A 16,468-nucleotide genomic window follows, 5' to 3' on the forward strand; every position below is an offset into this window, starting at 1 on the left:
CTTTGATAGTATGATCCCGAAAACCGGTTCCCACTTTTCGGGATCATACTTTTCCCGGGTATTCTCTGATCCGAAAAGTCTGCAACTTTTCGGGATCGTACCCGCCGAACTACCTGCAATCCTGCCCCATGACTGGTCCAGGTCATGAGCCTCATGGCTCGGTTGGCATGACGGAATGCACCCAGTGCGCCGTCTCATGCCAGATGGGCATTTGCCCTATAAACGCATTCTCTTTCAGGAAAGCGGCTATCCGCTCGTCCTTAGAACACAGTAATATCTGCGCATCGTTCTGGATACGCTCCAAATCAAACGGGCGACGTTTGAAGACGTCGCCCGATTTTACCGTTAGCGGCGCAGGCCGAGACGGCCGATCAGCGCCTGGTAACGTGCCTGGTCGATGCCCTTGACATAGTCAAGAAGACGACGACGCTGCGAAACCAGCTTCAGAAGGCCGCGACGCGAATGATTATCATTCTTGTGGCCCTTGAAATGATCCGTAAGGTTCGAAATACGCTCGGAAAGAACGGCAACCTGTACTTCAGGAGAACCGGTATCGCCTTCCTTGGTAGCGAATTCCTTGATAAGTGCTTGCTTGCGCTCAGCAGTAATCGACATCGTACACCCTTTCTTGATGAGAGGAAAAAGAGACGCCCAGGCCGGGATGTCGTCCAGCGCGGGCCATTTACACGATCTGACGTATTTTAATACGATCGCTGAGGGGCATATAGTGCAAAAATGGCAATAATGCCAGCGTCAAATATGCTCCGGCTGTTTAGCCCGCAGTAAACACGCGCTTCGGCTTGAACTGACCATGCTCGATATAGCCAATTGCAAGTAACTTGCCGTGTGCTGTTACACAGGCTTCATCGGCTTCCAAGGGTGCATCGCGGCCACGCAGGATAACCGGATTCCCAAGACGCACCCTCTGCGCCTGATCATCTGTCAGTGGAACCTGTGGCAGGCAATCAAGAGCAGCACCCGTATCGATGACAAGAGCGTCAAGAGCCGAAAAGTCACGGCGTGGTGCCGGCTGTTCGATAACCTCGGCCTCAGCATCGGCCTCGCCCTCTTCCTTCTTGGGCGGGAGCGGTGGCCAGACTTCTTCAAGCTCCGTCAGTGTCACCAGATCCTCTTCGGTGAAAGGAGCTACTTCGATGCGGCGCAGATCAGAAATGTGACCAAAGCAGCCAAGATCGCGGCCCATGTCGCGGGCAAGTGAGCGCACATAGGTGCCCTTCGAACATTCGACTTCAAACTCGGTGCGATCAGCATCCGGCGACCCCACCACTTCCAGACGATCAATCTCGACTTCACGGGCCGGGATTTCTACCGTCTCGCCTTCACGTGCCAGATCATAGGCGCGCTCACCCGCGATCTTAATGGCAGAGAACTGCGGCGGAACCTGCGAAATCACGCCGGTATAATTTGGCAACAAGGCCTGAATGTCGTCGCTGGATGGGCGATTGTCGGAATTCTTGGTGGCAACGCCTTCAAGATCGTCGGTGGAGCGCTCTTCACCCCAGGTCACCGTAAAACGGTAAACCTTGGTGCCGTCCATGACGTAAGGCACAGTCTTGGTGGCTTCACCAAGTGCAATGGGCAACATGCCGGAAGCAAGCGGATCGAGTGTACCGGCGTGACCGGCCTTTTCAGCATTGAAAAGCCACTTGATCTTCGAGACTGCTTCGGTCGATCCCATACCTTTCGGCTTGTCAAAAATGACCCAGCCAGAAACCGGACGGCCTTTTTTCTTGCCCCGTCTTGCCATGCTTTATTCGTCTCCATTGCGGGAAGCGTTATGATCCGCTTCGTCATTTTCTTCATCGTCACGCACTAGATCGCGCGCCACTTCCGGGGAACGGAGCAGAGCATCGATCTTTGAAAAATTGTCAAAGCTCGTATCAGGCCGGAAACGGAATTCAGGCATATATTTCATTTGTGCGAGGCTTGGAGCCACGCGACCACGAATGAATTTCGCATTTGAGGCCAATGCCTTAATTACAGCCTGAACGTCAGAACTGCCGAGTGGTGTGATGAAACAGGTCGCGATCTTGAGATCAGGAGACATGCGCACTTCCGATACGGAAATAACGGTCTTTGCGATCAGATCATCGCGAATTTCACCGCGCTGAAGCACCTGAGCCAATGCGTGACGCACCTGCTCGCCCACGCGCAGCTGTCGTTGAGAAAGGCCGCCCGAGCCTTTCGGATCTGGAGAACGTGCCATAAGTTTATCCTCGATAGACGACCAGATATCGACGCGCTGCCATCAAAGGCTGCTCGACAATGTGGTCATGAATTGAAAGCGCAATCTACCACAGTTCCGATGGGAGTCAGACCCTCAGAACCGGGCGCGAAATACCCGCCCGCATTGTCTGCGGACGGGTAGAAGTTTCGTTTGGCTGTCGTTTATTACAGCGTACGCGTAATGTGCTCGACGCGGAACGCTTCGATCGTATCGCCTGCACGCATATCATCGTAGTTTTCGAACGCCATACCGCATTCCTGACCCATCGGTACTTCCGACACTTCGTCCTTGAAGCGCTTGAGTGTCTTGAGCTTGCCTTCGTGGATAACCACGTTGTCACGGATCAGGCGTACACCTGCACCACGTTCGACCTTACCGTCAACGACGCGGCAACCGGCAACCTTGCCCACCTTGGTGATGTTGAAGACTTCGAGAATCTCCGCATTACCAATGAATGTTTCGCGGCGTTCTGGCGACAGAAGGCCGGACATTGCTGCCTTAACATCTTCAATCAGATCGTAGATGATGTTGTAGTAGCGGATTTCAGTACCCTGCTGATCGGCTGCATCACGTGCCTGCTTGTTGGCACGAACGTTGAAGCCGATGATCGCTGCATTGGAAGCTTCGGCCAGCGATACGTCGCTTTCCGTAATACCACCTGCACCCGAATGAACGATGCGCGCACGCACTTCGTCGGTACCCAGCTTTTCGAGAGCGGTAATAATCGCTTCAACGGAACCCTGCACGTCGCCCTTGATAACAAGCGGGAATTCCTTCGTGCCTGTCACCTGCAACTGGCTCATCATCTGTTCAAGCGAGCCGCGCTGGCCAGACTGACGTGCAACAGCCTTATCGCGAGCAAGGCGCTGACGATATTCGGCAATTTCACGGGCCTTGGATTCGTTGGCAACGACGGCAAAACGATCACCAGCCTGTGGTGTACCCTGAAGACCGAGGACTTCAACCGGCATTGCAGGACCAGCTTCTTTCACATGATCGCCATGGTCGTTGACCAGAGCGCGCACGCGGCCCCATTCGTTACCGGCAGCGATGATATCACCCGGACGCAATGTACCCTTCTGGACCAGAACGGTTGCAACCGAACCACGGCCACGATCAAGCTGGGCCTCGATGACCACGCCTTCTGCCGTACGGGTCGGATCAGCCTTGAGGTCAAGAATTTCAGCCTGCAACAGAACCGCTTCAAGCAGCTTGTCGAGGTTGATCTTGTTCTTGGCCGAAACCTCGACGTCGAGCACTTCACCACCCATCGATTCCACGAAGACGTCGTGCTGCAGCAACGAAGTACGAACCTTCTGAGGATCGGCAGCTGGCTTGTCGATCTTGTTGATGGCAACGATGATCGGAACACCGGCCGCTTTGGCGTGGTTGATCGATTCGATCGTCTGCGGCATGACGCTGTCGTCAGCTGCGACCACCAGAATGGCGATGTCGGTTGCCTGCGCACCACGAGCACGCATTGCGGTAAAGGCAGCATGACCCGGCGTATCGATGAAGGTGATTTTCTGGCCGTTCTGTTCGACCTGATAAGCACCAATATGCTGTGTGATGCCACCAGCTTCACCCGATACCACATTGGCCTGACGGATCGCATCGAGAAGCGAGGTCTTACCGTGGTCGACGTGACCCATGATGGTAACAACAGGAGGACGCGACACGAGTGCTGCCTGATCATCCACCACGTTGAAGATACCTTCTTCAACGTCGGATTCAGCAACGCGCTTAACTGTGTGGCCGAATTCTTCAGCAATCAGCTGCGCCATATCGGCATCGATCACATCTCCCGGCTTCATCATCTGGCCCTGTTTCATCAGGTACTTGATGATGTCGACGGAACGCTCAGCCATACGCTGTGCGAGTTCCTGAAGTGTAATCGTTTCAGGCACGGTCACTTCACGAGAAATCTTCTCGCGGGTTTCCTGCATCTGAGAACGCTTGAACTTTTCCTGACGGCGACGCATTGCCGACAGCGAACGCGAACGGCCTTCATCTTCCAGATTGCTGGAGATTGTCAGCTTGCCACGACGGCGATCATCTTCGGTCTTGGTGACCTTTGGCGTGCGCACTTCCGGCTTTGCGGGTGCACCGCGACGAGCGGCAGTCAGACCACCGCCACGACGATCATCGTCATCACCGCCGGCTCCGCCTGGCTTGCGCTGCTGGCTCTGTGGAAGCGGCTTGTTTGCAGTTGGGATAACATCAGCAATAGCAGGGGCTGCCGGACGCGCATTCTGCTGCGGACGGCCACCTTGTGGGGGACGACCCGAATGCTGCGGACGACCACCCTGCGGTGCAGGACGGGAATCGCCGCGCTGTTCCGAACGGCCTTCCGACTGTGGCATGCGCTTGTTTGCTTCCACCTCGGCACGCGCCTTGGCTTCTGCTTCTGCCTTCAGACGTGCTTCTTCCTCTGCCTGACGGCGAGCGGATTCTTCACGTTCCTTGGCGCGGCGTGCATCTTCTTCGGCGCGACGCTTGGCTTCTTCAGCTGCGCGAACACGATCTTCCGCATCACGAACCAACGCACCTTCGAGCGCGCGGCGACGTGCATCCATTTCCGAACGTGACAGCGTATTCAACACCATACCCGAGCGATCAGACTGGCGTGGGCGCTGTGACTGCTGGCCGGGGCGCTGCTGATTACGCGGCTGCTGCTGTGCAACATGCGGCCGAGGCGTCGTTACAGGCGCTGCAGGTCCTGCTGCCGCAGGAGCCTTTGGCTGCTGCGGTGCAGGCGTCGCTGCGGGTGCAGGTGCCTGTGGAGCCACCGCTGCGGGAGCTGCTGGTGCAGGTGTCGCTACAGGTGCGGACGTCGCTGCTGGTGCAGGCGTCTGTGGGGCCGCAGCTGCGGGAGTTGCCGGAGCAGGTGCAGCTACAGGCTTTGGTGCCGCTACTTCAACTTCAGGCTTCTCATCAGGCCGTGAGAACTTGCGCTTCTTAGTTTCAACGACGACAGCCTTCGTGCGGCCGTGGCTGAAATTCTGGCGCACGGTGCTCTGCTCAACGCCTGGCCGCTTGATGGTCAGCGTCTTCTTGGAGTTGACGCTCAGCGTCTTGTCGTCGTTTGTTTTATCGCTCATTACGTTTCCGTTTCCTTCGCAGCTTCAGCCGCTTTACTCGAGCAGTATCCAATCAGATCAGATCATTTTGAATAATGCTCCAGTCATCCACTTCAGTGCATGATCCGTTTCGGCAACCAAGCCGAGTTTCCAGTTCATGCTCCAGAGCGGATCCCGTCTTCTCGGGATTAAGAGAACCGCTCTACTAATTTATACCACAGCAGTGTCGGACTGCCGTTTCAATTTCATAAAGCGCGCTCATGCAATCCTTGAGGATCACGCGCTTTAAACCCTATTTCTTCACCTGTCGTGATCGGAAACTGGCAACCGCCTTTCCGCGACAGTTTTATTGGCGCAGCTTCAAACGGGAAACCGGTTCCCACTTTTCCTTAAACTGCGCTAGTGGCTTTCACCACGATAGCGATGCAATAAAAGCACCCTTTGCACCACACCGACGGATGCCTTTCCGTCGAGCACGGCTGCATGTATCACATTTCCACCCCCAAATGCCAAATCCATTTCTTCTCCTTTGAAAAGAGAGAAGGCCGGGATTTCGGGGCCATCCATATGCACCACCACGCGACGGGCCTGATCAAGCTTGCGAACCCCATCGGAGGCCGCTTCCTGAGCATGCAACACAAGTGCCGCAGCGCCCGAGCGGATCGCCTGATCCACCTTGGTCGATCCAGACACCACAGCGCCTGCCTTGCGCGCCAAAGCCAGACTGCCAAGTGCGGATTTCGTCAGCAGCTGGTCAACCAGCGCGCCTAGATCTGCCTGTGGCGTTACGCCTTCCTTCAACGCCCGCGCAAAAAGCTTGCGCTTGACGGCTTCATCGACCAGACGCCGCTCGGCCTTGACCCAACAGCCTCTGCCGGGCAGGTTTCGCTTAAGGTCCGGCACAACCGAGCCATCGGGACCTGCTACAAAACGGATCAGGTCATCAGCAGAACCGCTTTCGCGCGTGACGATACAGGTTCTGTCATTCATATCCTGCTCCACACACAACTCCAAGCTCGGCGCAACTCCAAGCCAGGTCGGGCTTTGCCATCGATCACCATCAACTCAATTACAAATCTGGCAGCGGCCTAGCAGAGCTTACGTCACTTCTCAACATGAAACTCTGAAACAGCAACTTTTGCGCCCGGATCGCTCCGGGCGCAAAAGCATTGTGTTCTGATACTTTACGAAGCGGCTTCTTCCTCGCCAGCTTCAGCATCTTCGTCGGTTTCAACCGAAACCAGTTCGTCTTCCGTGATCCAACCAGCCTTCAAACGCGCGGTAAGGATCATCTGTTCCGCGTCAACACGAGAAACATCGAATGGCGTCAGGATACCGGTATGAGTAACCGTTTCGCCGTCTTTGCGTTCACGCCAGCCAACAAGATCGTCAACGGCATAACCAGCGAAGTCTTCGATGTTCTTCACGCCATCTTCGCCAACCGCAACCAGCATTGCTGTGGTCAGGCCTGGAAGATCGCGAAGTTCGTCTTCGACACCAAGCGCCTTGCGACGGTCGTCCTGCTCGCCTTCGATGCGTTCCAGGAATTCGCGTGCACGTTCCTGAATTTCACCGGCGGTGTCTTCATCGAAACCGTCGATAGAAGCGATTTCGCCTGGCTCGACATAAGCAAGCTCTTCAACAGAGGCAAAGCCTTCGGAAGCCAGAACCTGACCAACCATCTCATCAACGTTGAGGGCTTCCATAAAGAGGTTCGAACGCTCGGCGAATTCCTTCTGGCGACGTTCGGATTCTTCGTCTTCCGTCAGGATGTCGATATCCCAGCCGGTCAGCTGCGAAGCAAGGCGCACGTTCTGACCGCGACGACCAATTGCCAGTGATAGTTGGTCATTCGGGACGACAACTTCAATACGTTCTGCATCTTCATCGAGAACAACCTTGGCAACTTCAGCAGGCTGAAGCGCGTTGACAATGAAGGAAGCCGCATCTGGCGACCATGGAATAATGTCGATCTTTTCGCCCTGCAGTTCGGCAACAACAGCCTGAACGCGGGAACCACGCATACCAACGCAGGCACCAACCGGATCGATCGATGCATCGCGGGATACAACGGCGATCTTGGCGCGCGAACCCGGATCACGGGCAACCGACTTGATTTCGATGATGCCGTCGTAGATTTCCGGCACTTCCATGGTGAAGAGCTTCGCCATGAAGGATGGATGGGTGCGTGACAGGAAGATCTGCGGACCACGCTGTTCACGACGCACGTCGTAAACATAGGCGCGGATGCGATCGCCATAGCGGAATGCTTCACGCGGGATCAGTTCGTCGCGACGGACGATGGCTTCGCCACGGCCGAGATCAACGATCACATTGCCGTATTCCACGCGCTTGACTGTACCGTTGGCGATTTCGCCAACACGATCTTTGAATTCGTCATACTGGCGGTCACGCTCGGCTTCGCGCACTTTCTGCACGATGACCTGCTTGGCTGACTGAGCAGCAATACGGCCGAAATCCATTGGCGGCAGCTGGTCGGCAATGAAATCACCAACCTGCGCATCGGGATTGCGATCACGTGCAGTGAACAGCGAAATCTGCGTGGAATAGTCTTCTACGGTTTCGACCACTTCGAGAAGGCGCTGAAGCTTGATCTCGCCCGACTTCGCATTGATGTCGGCGCGGATGTTGCTTTCTTGTCCATACCGCGAACGCGCTGCCTTCTGGATAGCATCGGCCATGGCCGCAAGAACGATCTCGCGGTCAATAGACTTCTCACGTGCGACCGCGTCAGCGATTTGCAGAAGTTCCAGCCTGTTTGCACTGACTGCCATAGGTCTCTCCTTGGTGACGCATCCGGTCTTCTTCGAGAACCGGACGCCTGAAACTCACTTTGAAACTTATTTCTTTTCCGTTTCGGATTCGGCTTCCGGTGGCGCAAACTCTTCAGCCTCACCATCAAGATCAGAACCGTGACCATCGCCCAGGTCATCTCCGGGAATGCGGCCTTCACGTAGAGCTTTGTCTTTGCGCAGCGCATCACGGATTAGATCATCGGTCAGAACCAGACGCGCATCCGAAATCAAATCGAATGGGATGCGGACGACAGGTTCGTTTCCGTAAGAAATCTGATCGCTTTCAATCACGACCGAATCTGCATCGCCGATCACAATACGACCACGAAACTTCTTGCGCCCTTCATGGACGATAGAGGTTTCAACCTTGGCAATATGTCCGGCCCAATCCGAAAAATCGGACTTGCGAACCATCGGGCGATCAATGCCCGGCGACGAAATTTCCAGATGATACTTGCCGCTAAGCGGATCTTCAACATCCAGAACCGGCGCGACTGTTCGGCTCAACAATTCACAATCTTCAACCGTCATGGTGCCATCAGGGCGCTCGGCCATGATCTGCAATGTCTGACCGTTAAGGCCGGACAGGCGCACACGCACAAGGCGAAAACCCAGCGTGTTAATCACCGGTTCCACGATGTTTGCTACTTTTGCATCGATACCCGTTTCGCGAATGATGCGATCATCTGCGCTTACGGCTTCAACTGCGTGTTCCTGTTCCGTCACCCGATAAACCTTTTTTACAGAGCCGTAAGTAACAAAAAAGAGCGGGACCGGGGGGACCCACTCTTGTTCAAACGACCAAGAATTTGAAACTTATATACCAGCGGATGCGAATTTTTTCAAGGCCGCAATTTGCTTCCGTTTCAAAGCCGAATGAATGTCAGATAGGCTGCACGGCGGCCTTCACGAAAAGCCTTGGCCTCGTAGCGCGTACCTGGCCAGCCCTCATAGGCGTCGTTCCAGTCGGATGGTCCTTCTGCCTGCCATTCAAAAGCGTCATGTCTGCCACAATGCTGGAGTGTCCAGTTAACGTAATGCTCGATATCGGAAGCAAAACGGAATCGTCCACCCGGCTTCAGCACACGCGCGAAACGATCAAGGTTTTCGTCGCTCACAAAGCGGCGCTTCCAGTGACGACGCTTATGCCATGGATCGGGATAGAAAAGGTCGATACCAACCAGCGAAGCATCCGGTAGCCAATCGAGGACGGCTGTCGCATCCTCATCGTAAAGACGCAGATTGCTGCGTGGCGCTTCATCAAGGGCGGCCAGCATTTTGGCCATGCCGTTGACGAAAGGCTCTACGCCGATGAAACCTGTGTCAGGATAACGGCCCGTCTCGTTATGGAGATGTTCGCCACCACCGAAGCCGATTTCCATGCGCACATTTTCGACTGGCACTTCAAACAGCGAGCGCAAATCCTGTAGCGTAGCTGTGTCGAGGTCAATTTTCAGGCGCGGCAGCAAATCCTCAAACAGATTACTCTGATGCGGACGAAGTGGCTTGCCATGACGGCGGCCGAAAAAGTTTCCGGCCGCGCGTACAGGATGGGATTCATCAGTCATTTATCGCGATTCCAGTCAGAACGGGGTTGCTGGACCTGCTCTAACTTTTTTATTGTGGCGCTTTTCCAGCAAAGTTGCTTCTCAGTTTGCTGGAAATACTCTCCAAACAATCAGGCTGAAAGAGCAGCCTTCAATGCCTTGGTGAGATCGGTTTTCTCCCAGGAGAAGGAACCGTCACGACCCGGCTTGCGGCCAAAGTGACCGTAAGACGAAGTCTTGGCATAGATAGGCTTGTTAAGATCAAGATGTTTGCGGATGCCGCTCGGCGAAAGATCCATGACCTTGCGCAATGCTTCTTCGACCGCCGATTCATCCACCTTGCCGGTGCCATGTAAATCGACATAGACCGAAAGTGGCTGGGCGACGCCGATAGCGTAGGAAAGCTGGATCGTGCAGCGGTCAGCAAGGTTGGCTGCAACGACATTTTTTGCAAGATAGCGCGCTGCGTAAGCGGCAGAGCGGTCAACCTTGGTCGTGTCTTTGCCCGAGAAAGCACCGCCACCATGCGGAGCGGCACCGCCATAGGTATCGACGATGATCTTGCGGCCCGTCAGGCCTGCATCACCATCCGGTCCGCCGATGACGAATTTGCCGGTTGGATTGATGTACCAGTTGCAGTTTGCCGCAATTGGCAAATCTCCAAGCGCTTCACGAATGTAAGGCTCGACAACCGAACGGACCTTCTTGGAATCCCAGCTTGCATCGAGGTGCTGTGTGGAAAGAACGATCTGGGTTACTTCCGCAGCCTTACCGTTCTCATAGCGCACAGTGACCTGGCTCTTGGCATCGGGTCCGAGCTTGCCTGGATCGCCTTCACCCTTATGACGGGCTTCTGCCAGCTTTTCGAGAATCTTGTGCGAGTAATAGATCGGAGCTGGCATCAGATCCGGTGTTTCACGGCAGGCATAGCCAAACATGATGCCCTGATCGCCAGCGCCTTCTTCACCCTGACGGTCGGCTGCATTATCCACGCCCTGCGCGATATCGGCGGATTGTGGGTGCAGAAGCACGTCGATTTTCGCCGTACGCCAGTTAAAACCGTCTTGTTCATAACCAATTTCGCGGATCGCCTTGCGGGCTGCAGAACGGAAACGGGAAGGATTGATTAGAGGATGGCCTGCCTTGTCGTGAGCGACAGAGCCGTCCTTATTCTTCTTCAGGAAAGTTTCAGGTACCCGCACTTCGCCGGCAATAACCACACGATTGGTGGTGGCAAGCGTTTCACACGCGACACGGACGGTCCAGGGGTCAACGCCGGTACGGCGCGCCTCCTTGTAAATCATGTCTACGATTTCATCGGAAATGCGGTCGCAAACCTTGTCCGGATGACCTTCGGACACCGATTCGCTGGTGAAGAGATAAGAACTGCGCGACACGGGTAACCCCTCTTGAAAATCCAACGGAGCGAATGTCCGTTATGGAAACACAGTAGCGCCCGGAGTGATAAACAGGTTCCGGGCACATCATTGTGTTAGCGAAGTTGGGATTGGACCGTCAATGGATATTCTTGTTGCGACACAGCGTTGCTGGAAAAAATCCTTCCGGCTTACGCTTTTGTGAACAAATGAAAGCGCATCGTTTGAGTTTTATTCAAACGATGCGCTTTCATTATTTTCTTGAAGTGTTTCTTACGCCCAAAACTGCCCCCACGTTTGGGAGCCGTGTTTGAGGCCTTATTCGCCTTCGGCGGCGAGCGACTTCACCAGATCGATGATCTTGCGGCGCACTTTCGGATCCGCAATTTTCGTGAATGCACGGGTAAGCTGCACACCTTCATTCGAGTTCAGAAAGTCAACAACGTAAGTCGCTTCATTGTCCTCGGCAAAGCCCGCCTGCGATGTGGGGTTTGAACCGGGCGCATCTTCAAAAAAGAAGGCCACAGGAACCGTGAGAATGGAAGAAATCGCCTGAAGACGGCTGGCGCCAACGCGATTGGTGCCTTTTTCGTATTTCTGGATCTGCTGAAATGTGATGCCGAGGCTTTCGCCTAATTTTTCCTGACTGAGACCCAGCATATTGCGACGAAGGCGAATGCGGCTGCCCACATGCACATCAATGGGGTTGGGTTTCTTCTTATTCTCAATCATACGGCTTTCACTCCTCGCAACCGCGAGCTTTCATTCATGGCCTGTTCATCCGAACAGGGATAAAATACATTGTGGGAGGTAGTCAGACTGGTTTTCGAAAGAAACCGTCACAGCGAGAGCATAACAGCTTAACAAAATTGCCGTGTCAATGAAAACGCCGTCGGAAAGACAACCTGAACCACACGCATACGGCGAGTAGGGTTAATAGGAGTGAAAGAGTCTGTTTGCTGCCCGGTGCGGTGCCCCAAAATGGGACACGCTCTTCAGGTAAATAGGCATCAATTACACCGACAGCATCGAGTGGCAATTCCTCGATGATTCGACCATAGGCATCAACGACGGCCGAAATTCCATTATTAGCTGCACGAACCAATGGCAGGCCCTGCTCGACGGATCGCACCTGCGCCTGTCGAAAATGCTGATAGGGACCCGGCGTATCGCCATACCATGCATCATTCGTGACGTTCACAATCGCCGTCACTTTGCGGCCCGTATAGGACAGTTCATCAGGGAAAATCGCTTCGTAACAGATCAATGGCAAGAAGGTTTGTCCTTCCATCACATTGATTGCGTGACGCGCCTTTGCCGCCGTAAAGCCGCCCGGCATTTCCACCACTTCCTGAAGCCCTAGACTGCGCAAGATACCTTCAAAGGGCAGATATTCACCGAAGGGCACAAGGTGCACCTTATCGGTATAATCAGTGATCCGTCCCTGACCATTGATCGTGAGGATCGAATTGTAATAACGCGGGTCGCGCCGCGGCACGAGTTCTTCACGCACCGCCCCTGTAAGCAACACCTGATCGTCGCCAATCACATCACCAATCAGCGCGAGTGCTTCAGGCGTCGATGACAGAATGTAAGGCACAGCCGTTTCCGGCCAGATAACCACATCAGGCTTCGGTTTTCCCTCTGCAGGTAGCAGTTGCGTCATGGCAATAAACTTATCGAAAATCGCACGACGTTCATTGTTGTCCCATTTCAGGCTCTGCGAAATGGACGGCTGCACAATCCGGACCGAAAGCGTTGTCCGATCCGCATCCAGAGCTGGTGCTTTCGACAGGGTCCATGCGCCAAAGCCGATATGGGCAGCAATCAGCAGAACGGCCAAGATAATACCGGTCTTTGCCAGACGCCCGCCGCTCAACAGCGCCGGTGCTGAAAAAGCTAGCGCCGCAAGCGCGCTCATCCCGACAAGGCCAATGATTTCCACCGATTGCATCATCATCGGCGTGGGCATTGCGGCATAGCCGAGTGCGTTCCATGGGAAGCCCGTGAAAGCGAATGTGCGCAGCCATTCGGCGAAACCAAAGCCCAGCGCTATCGCAAAAATTCGCCCGATACCGTCCGACCAGAACAACCGGGCGAGCATTGCAGCCAGCCCGTAAAATATCGCAAGAAATGCCGGAAGACCAAGAACCGCGAGCGGTATGGCCCAGGCAAACTGCTGCGCGTCAACCAGAAGTGCTGTGCCGATCCACCAGAGGCCAGATACGAAATAACCGAAGCCGAACCACCAGCCAATGAGCGCTGCCGGGAAAAAGCGACGGATAGGACCTTTGTCTTTATCGGGGATGGCACCATCAATGAGCCAGACCAGCAGCGGAAAGGCAATGAAGCCCGCGATGAAAATATCGAATGGTGGCTGGGTCAGCGTCGCCACGGCACCACTGACAAAAGCGGTCAGCGCACGACACCAACCGCTCATAGAAGAGATCTTCCCCGCAAGCCTCTCTATCATCAAGCCTCTTTGGACGTTTCCGTTGTTTCAGTCGTGACCTCGGACGCATCATCCGATTTCACCGGGCTCACGGAGCGCTGTTGTCTGCGGCGATCCGCTTCCGAAAGAGGCACGATCCGAACACGTTTTACGCGACGTGGATCAACTTCAAGCACATGGAATTCATAGCCCTGAACCGCCTGTACGACTTCGCCGCGCAATGGAATACGTCCCAGAACGGAGAAGATAAGGCCGCCTACCGTATCGACGTCATCGCCATGCTCACCCACTTCAAAGGAAGAGCCGATCTTCTGAGACAATTCATCAAGGTCCGCGCGGGCATCGACGACGAACACGCCATCTGCCTCTTCGGCGATCATGATTTCTTCGTCGTCATGTTCGTCTTCGATGTCACCGACAACCATTTCAACGATGTCTTCGAGCGACGCCAATCCATCTGTGCCACCATATTCATCAATGACCAATGCCATCTGAATATGGGACGCCTGCATGCGCGCCATCAGTCCACTCGCCATCATCGATGGCGGCACGAACAACACCTTGCGCATGAGATTAAGCTCGCCAATCGTCTTGGTGAGATCAATGCGCCCCATGTCGAACTTGGCGGCACTTGCCTCGGCGGTCTTGCGCGCCGTGGTACGACGGGTTGTCTTCTGACGTGCCTGCTTGGTGATATAATTGAGCACATCGCGGATATGGATCATGCCGCGCGGATCATCCAGCGTTTCGGCATAAACCGGCATACGCGAATGACCGGAACTTTCAAACAGCTCCAGCGCTTCCCAAAGCGGAGTGGAAATTTCAACCGCCACCACATCAGCACGCGGGATCATCACATCTTCGACACGGATTTCACGCAGACGCAGGATATTGTGCAGCATCGCCTTTTCTTCAGGCGAAAAAACTGAGTCCTGCTCACTTGCGGTGCTGGAAATCGCATCGGCCAGATCTTCACGCAAAGAAGATGATTGGCGCGAACGCATGAAGGGAAAAATGTTCGACAAAAGGGAACGCTTTTCGGTCGCCTGCGACCGCTGCGTACTTTGTCCTTCTGAATCTTGTGTGTCGCTTCGGCTATCGCCTGCGGACGAGGAATTGCTTTGGTCAGCCATGATCAATCTGTTTCAACGTTTAAATCGGATACAGCATAAGGGTCGGGGATGGCAAGAGCATGAAGGATTTCGCGTTCACGTCGCTCCATCTCCTCGGCCTCATCTTCGCTCTCATGATCGTAACCCAAAAGATGCAAAAAGCCATGCACCACCAGATGGGTAAGGTGATTTTCGAGCGGTTTGCCTTCTTCGAGCGCTTCGCGTTCGACCGTTTCCCGTGCGATGATGATGTCGCCAAGCATCGGGCCCGGCTGCTCGCCAGCCTTCACAGGATAAGCGGGAAAAGACAGAACATTGGTGGGCTTGTCCTTGCCGCGCCATTCAGCATTGATTGCCTGAATGGAAGCATCGTCGGTAAAAACCAGACTGAGTTCGCTCTCTGCGGGCTTGAGCCGAAGATTATCCCAGGCCACCTCAACTGAGCGCTTTACAAGCCCTTCCAGGGCCGTTTCATCCGGCCAATTGCCGGCTTCGATCATGATATCGATTTGGATCGCGTTGTCTGACACTTCTGCCGCGGTTTGCGATGAAGCAACCGCTCTATCCTTCCAGTTGTTAAAAGATACGTCCGCTTGAAAGCGGACGTAATATTTTTACATCGTCATTTGACTGCAAAATTACAAGATAAACTTTGAATCATTCCGCTCGTGTATGCTTTTTCGCGTCGCTGTCGTAGGCGCTGACGATTGCTGCGACCAGCGGATGACGCACCACATCTTTCTCGGTAAAGCGCACCTTGACCACCGAATCCACTCCATCCAGCACCCGCAGTGCCTCAACGAGGCCGGACTTCTGGCCGGGAGGAAGATCGATCTGGCTTGGATCGCCATTGACCATCATGCGCGAACCTTCGCCCAGACGCGTCAGGAACATTTTCATCTGCATGGAAGTCGTGTTCTGTGCTTCATCGAGAATGACCGCAGAATGCGCCAGTGTTCGGCCACGCATGAAAGCGAGCGGCGCAATTTCGATCACACCGGCCGTAATGGCGCGTTCGACCTTTTCGGCAGGCATCATATCGTAAAGCGCGTCATAAAGCGGACGAAGATAAGGATCGACCTTTTCTTTCATATCGCCGGGCAGAAAGCCCAGACGCTCGCCAGCTTCAACAGCCGGGCGTGAAAGGATAATGCGTTCTACAAGACCGCGCTCCAGAAGCATCGCAGCATGGGCGACGGCAAGATAGGTCTTACCTGTACCCGCAGGCCCAACCCCCAGAACCAGCTCTGACCGGTCAAGCGCGCGCATATAGGCGTCCTGCGTCGGCGTGCGGGCAAAGATTGTCTTCTTGCGCGTCGATATCTGCGCAGCCGACATTTTCCCCTTCGTTTCAAGCGTCGGTAATATCAGCTGATCATCCGCAGCAATGGCAATGCGCATGGCACCATCAACATCCGACGGGCTCAACTCATGGCCTTTTTGCAGATATTCATAAAGCTGATCCAGCGTGCGCCGGGCCTGTTCAGTGGCCGTTGCGTCTCCACGAATGGAAAGCTCGTTCCCCTTCGAACGCACATCAACGCCAAGCTTCTGCTCGATACGTGCCAGATTCTCATCGAACTGACCGTAAAGCGCACTGGCGAGACGGTTATTATCAAAGGTGAGGACGATATGGGCCATGTCTGAGGCCCCGGACGCGGCCCTTGCAGCCGGATTTGTAACCGAACCTGAAATTGTGTTTGTTTGCGTTTGAATGGTTGGCTTGGCAGACTTCAACTTTTCCGTAGCGCTCAACCGCATCTCCCTAAGGTTCACGCATTGCAATCACAGTACTGGCAGAACGTTCGGTATAAGGCTACTCACCGCGACTACTGCC

Annotated in this window: 14 protein-coding genes; all 14 read right to left on the reverse strand. The window is 54.6% G+C overall.

Going from position 1 to position 16,468, the window contains the following annotated elements:
* Window positions 1-345 precede the first annotated feature (345 nt).
* Entirely contained in the window at window positions 346-615 is a 270-nt protein-coding gene (rpsO, locus tag QBD00_RS05140) for a 30S ribosomal protein S15 (RefSeq protein WP_095447798.1), read from the reverse strand.
* A gap of 157 nt (window positions 616-772) precedes the next feature.
* The gene (truB, locus tag QBD00_RS05145) at window positions 773-1,768 is read right to left on the reverse strand and encodes a tRNA pseudouridine(55) synthase TruB (RefSeq protein WP_318578817.1); all 996 of its coding nucleotides are present in this window, start codon (window positions 1,766-1,768) and stop codon (window positions 773-775) included.
* Between the two features lie 3 nt (window positions 1,769-1,771).
* On the reverse strand, window positions 1,772-2,227 hold the full coding sequence (rbfA, locus tag QBD00_RS05150; protein ID WP_318578818.1) for a 30S ribosome-binding factor RbfA: 456 nt from the start codon (window positions 2,225-2,227) through the stop codon (window positions 1,772-1,774).
* Window positions 2,228-2,412: 185 nt separating this feature from the next.
* On the reverse strand, window positions 2,413-5,349 hold the full coding sequence (gene infB / locus QBD00_RS05155; RefSeq protein ID WP_318578819.1) for a translation initiation factor IF-2: 2,937 nt from the start codon (window positions 5,347-5,349) through the stop codon (window positions 2,413-2,415).
* 378 nt (window positions 5,350-5,727) lie between these two features.
* The gene (locus QBD00_RS05160) at window positions 5,728-6,318 is read right to left on the reverse strand and encodes an RNA-binding protein (RefSeq protein WP_036567503.1); all 591 of its coding nucleotides are present in this window, start codon (window positions 6,316-6,318) and stop codon (window positions 5,728-5,730) included.
* A gap of 194 nt (window positions 6,319-6,512) precedes the next feature.
* Window positions 6,513-8,123 carry a transcription termination factor NusA gene (gene nusA, locus QBD00_RS05165; RefSeq protein ID WP_095447794.1) on the reverse strand — a complete coding sequence of 537 codons (1,611 nt, stop codon included), beginning with the start codon at window positions 8,121-8,123 and terminating at the stop codon, window positions 6,513-6,515.
* Between the two features lie 66 nt (window positions 8,124-8,189).
* Window positions 8,190-8,870 (reverse strand): ribosome maturation factor RimP, encoded by a 681-nt coding sequence (rimP, locus tag QBD00_RS05170; RefSeq protein ID WP_318578820.1) that lies wholly within the window; start codon window positions 8,868-8,870, stop codon window positions 8,190-8,192.
* A 140-nt stretch (window positions 8,871-9,010) separates the two neighbouring features.
* A complete protein-coding gene (locus QBD00_RS05175; protein ID WP_318578821.1) occupies window positions 9,011-9,712 on the reverse strand; it encodes a tRNA (guanosine(46)-N(7))-methyltransferase TrmB in 702 nt (233 codons plus the stop codon).
* Between the two features lie 110 nt (window positions 9,713-9,822).
* Window positions 9,823-11,088 carry a methionine adenosyltransferase gene (gene metK / locus QBD00_RS05180; protein ID WP_095447791.1) on the reverse strand — a complete coding sequence of 422 codons (1,266 nt, stop codon included), beginning with the start codon at window positions 11,086-11,088 and terminating at the stop codon, window positions 9,823-9,825.
* Between the two features lie 297 nt (window positions 11,089-11,385).
* The gene (locus QBD00_RS05185; protein WP_095447790.1) at window positions 11,386-11,799 is read right to left on the reverse strand and encodes a helix-turn-helix domain-containing protein; all 414 of its coding nucleotides are present in this window, start codon (window positions 11,797-11,799) and stop codon (window positions 11,386-11,388) included.
* A gap of 145 nt (window positions 11,800-11,944) precedes the next feature.
* Window positions 11,945-13,540 carry an apolipoprotein N-acyltransferase gene (gene lnt / locus QBD00_RS05190; protein ID WP_318578822.1) on the reverse strand — a complete coding sequence of 532 codons (1,596 nt, stop codon included), beginning with the start codon at window positions 13,538-13,540 and terminating at the stop codon, window positions 11,945-11,947.
* Complete coding sequence (locus tag QBD00_RS05195) at window positions 13,540-14,652, reverse strand: hemolysin family protein (RefSeq protein WP_095447788.1); 1,113 nt, start codon at window positions 14,650-14,652, stop codon at window positions 13,540-13,542. The genes lnt and QBD00_RS05195 overlap by 1 nt, the downstream gene beginning before the upstream one ends.
* 2 nt (window positions 14,653-14,654) lie before the next feature.
* Window positions 14,655-15,161, reverse strand: a complete 507-nt coding sequence (gene ybeY / locus QBD00_RS05200; protein WP_318578823.1) for an rRNA maturation RNase YbeY — start codon at window positions 15,159-15,161, stop codon at window positions 14,655-14,657.
* A gap of 127 nt (window positions 15,162-15,288) precedes the next feature.
* Complete coding sequence (locus QBD00_RS05205; protein WP_191793753.1) at window positions 15,289-16,386, reverse strand: PhoH family protein; 1,098 nt, start codon at window positions 16,384-16,386, stop codon at window positions 15,289-15,291.
* Window positions 16,387-16,468: the final 82 nt, after the last annotated feature.

The sequence above is a fragment of the Ochrobactrum sp. AN78 genome (assembly GCF_029909885.1).
Lineage (GTDB): Bacteria > Pseudomonadota > Alphaproteobacteria > Rhizobiales > Rhizobiaceae > Brucella > Brucella quorumnocens.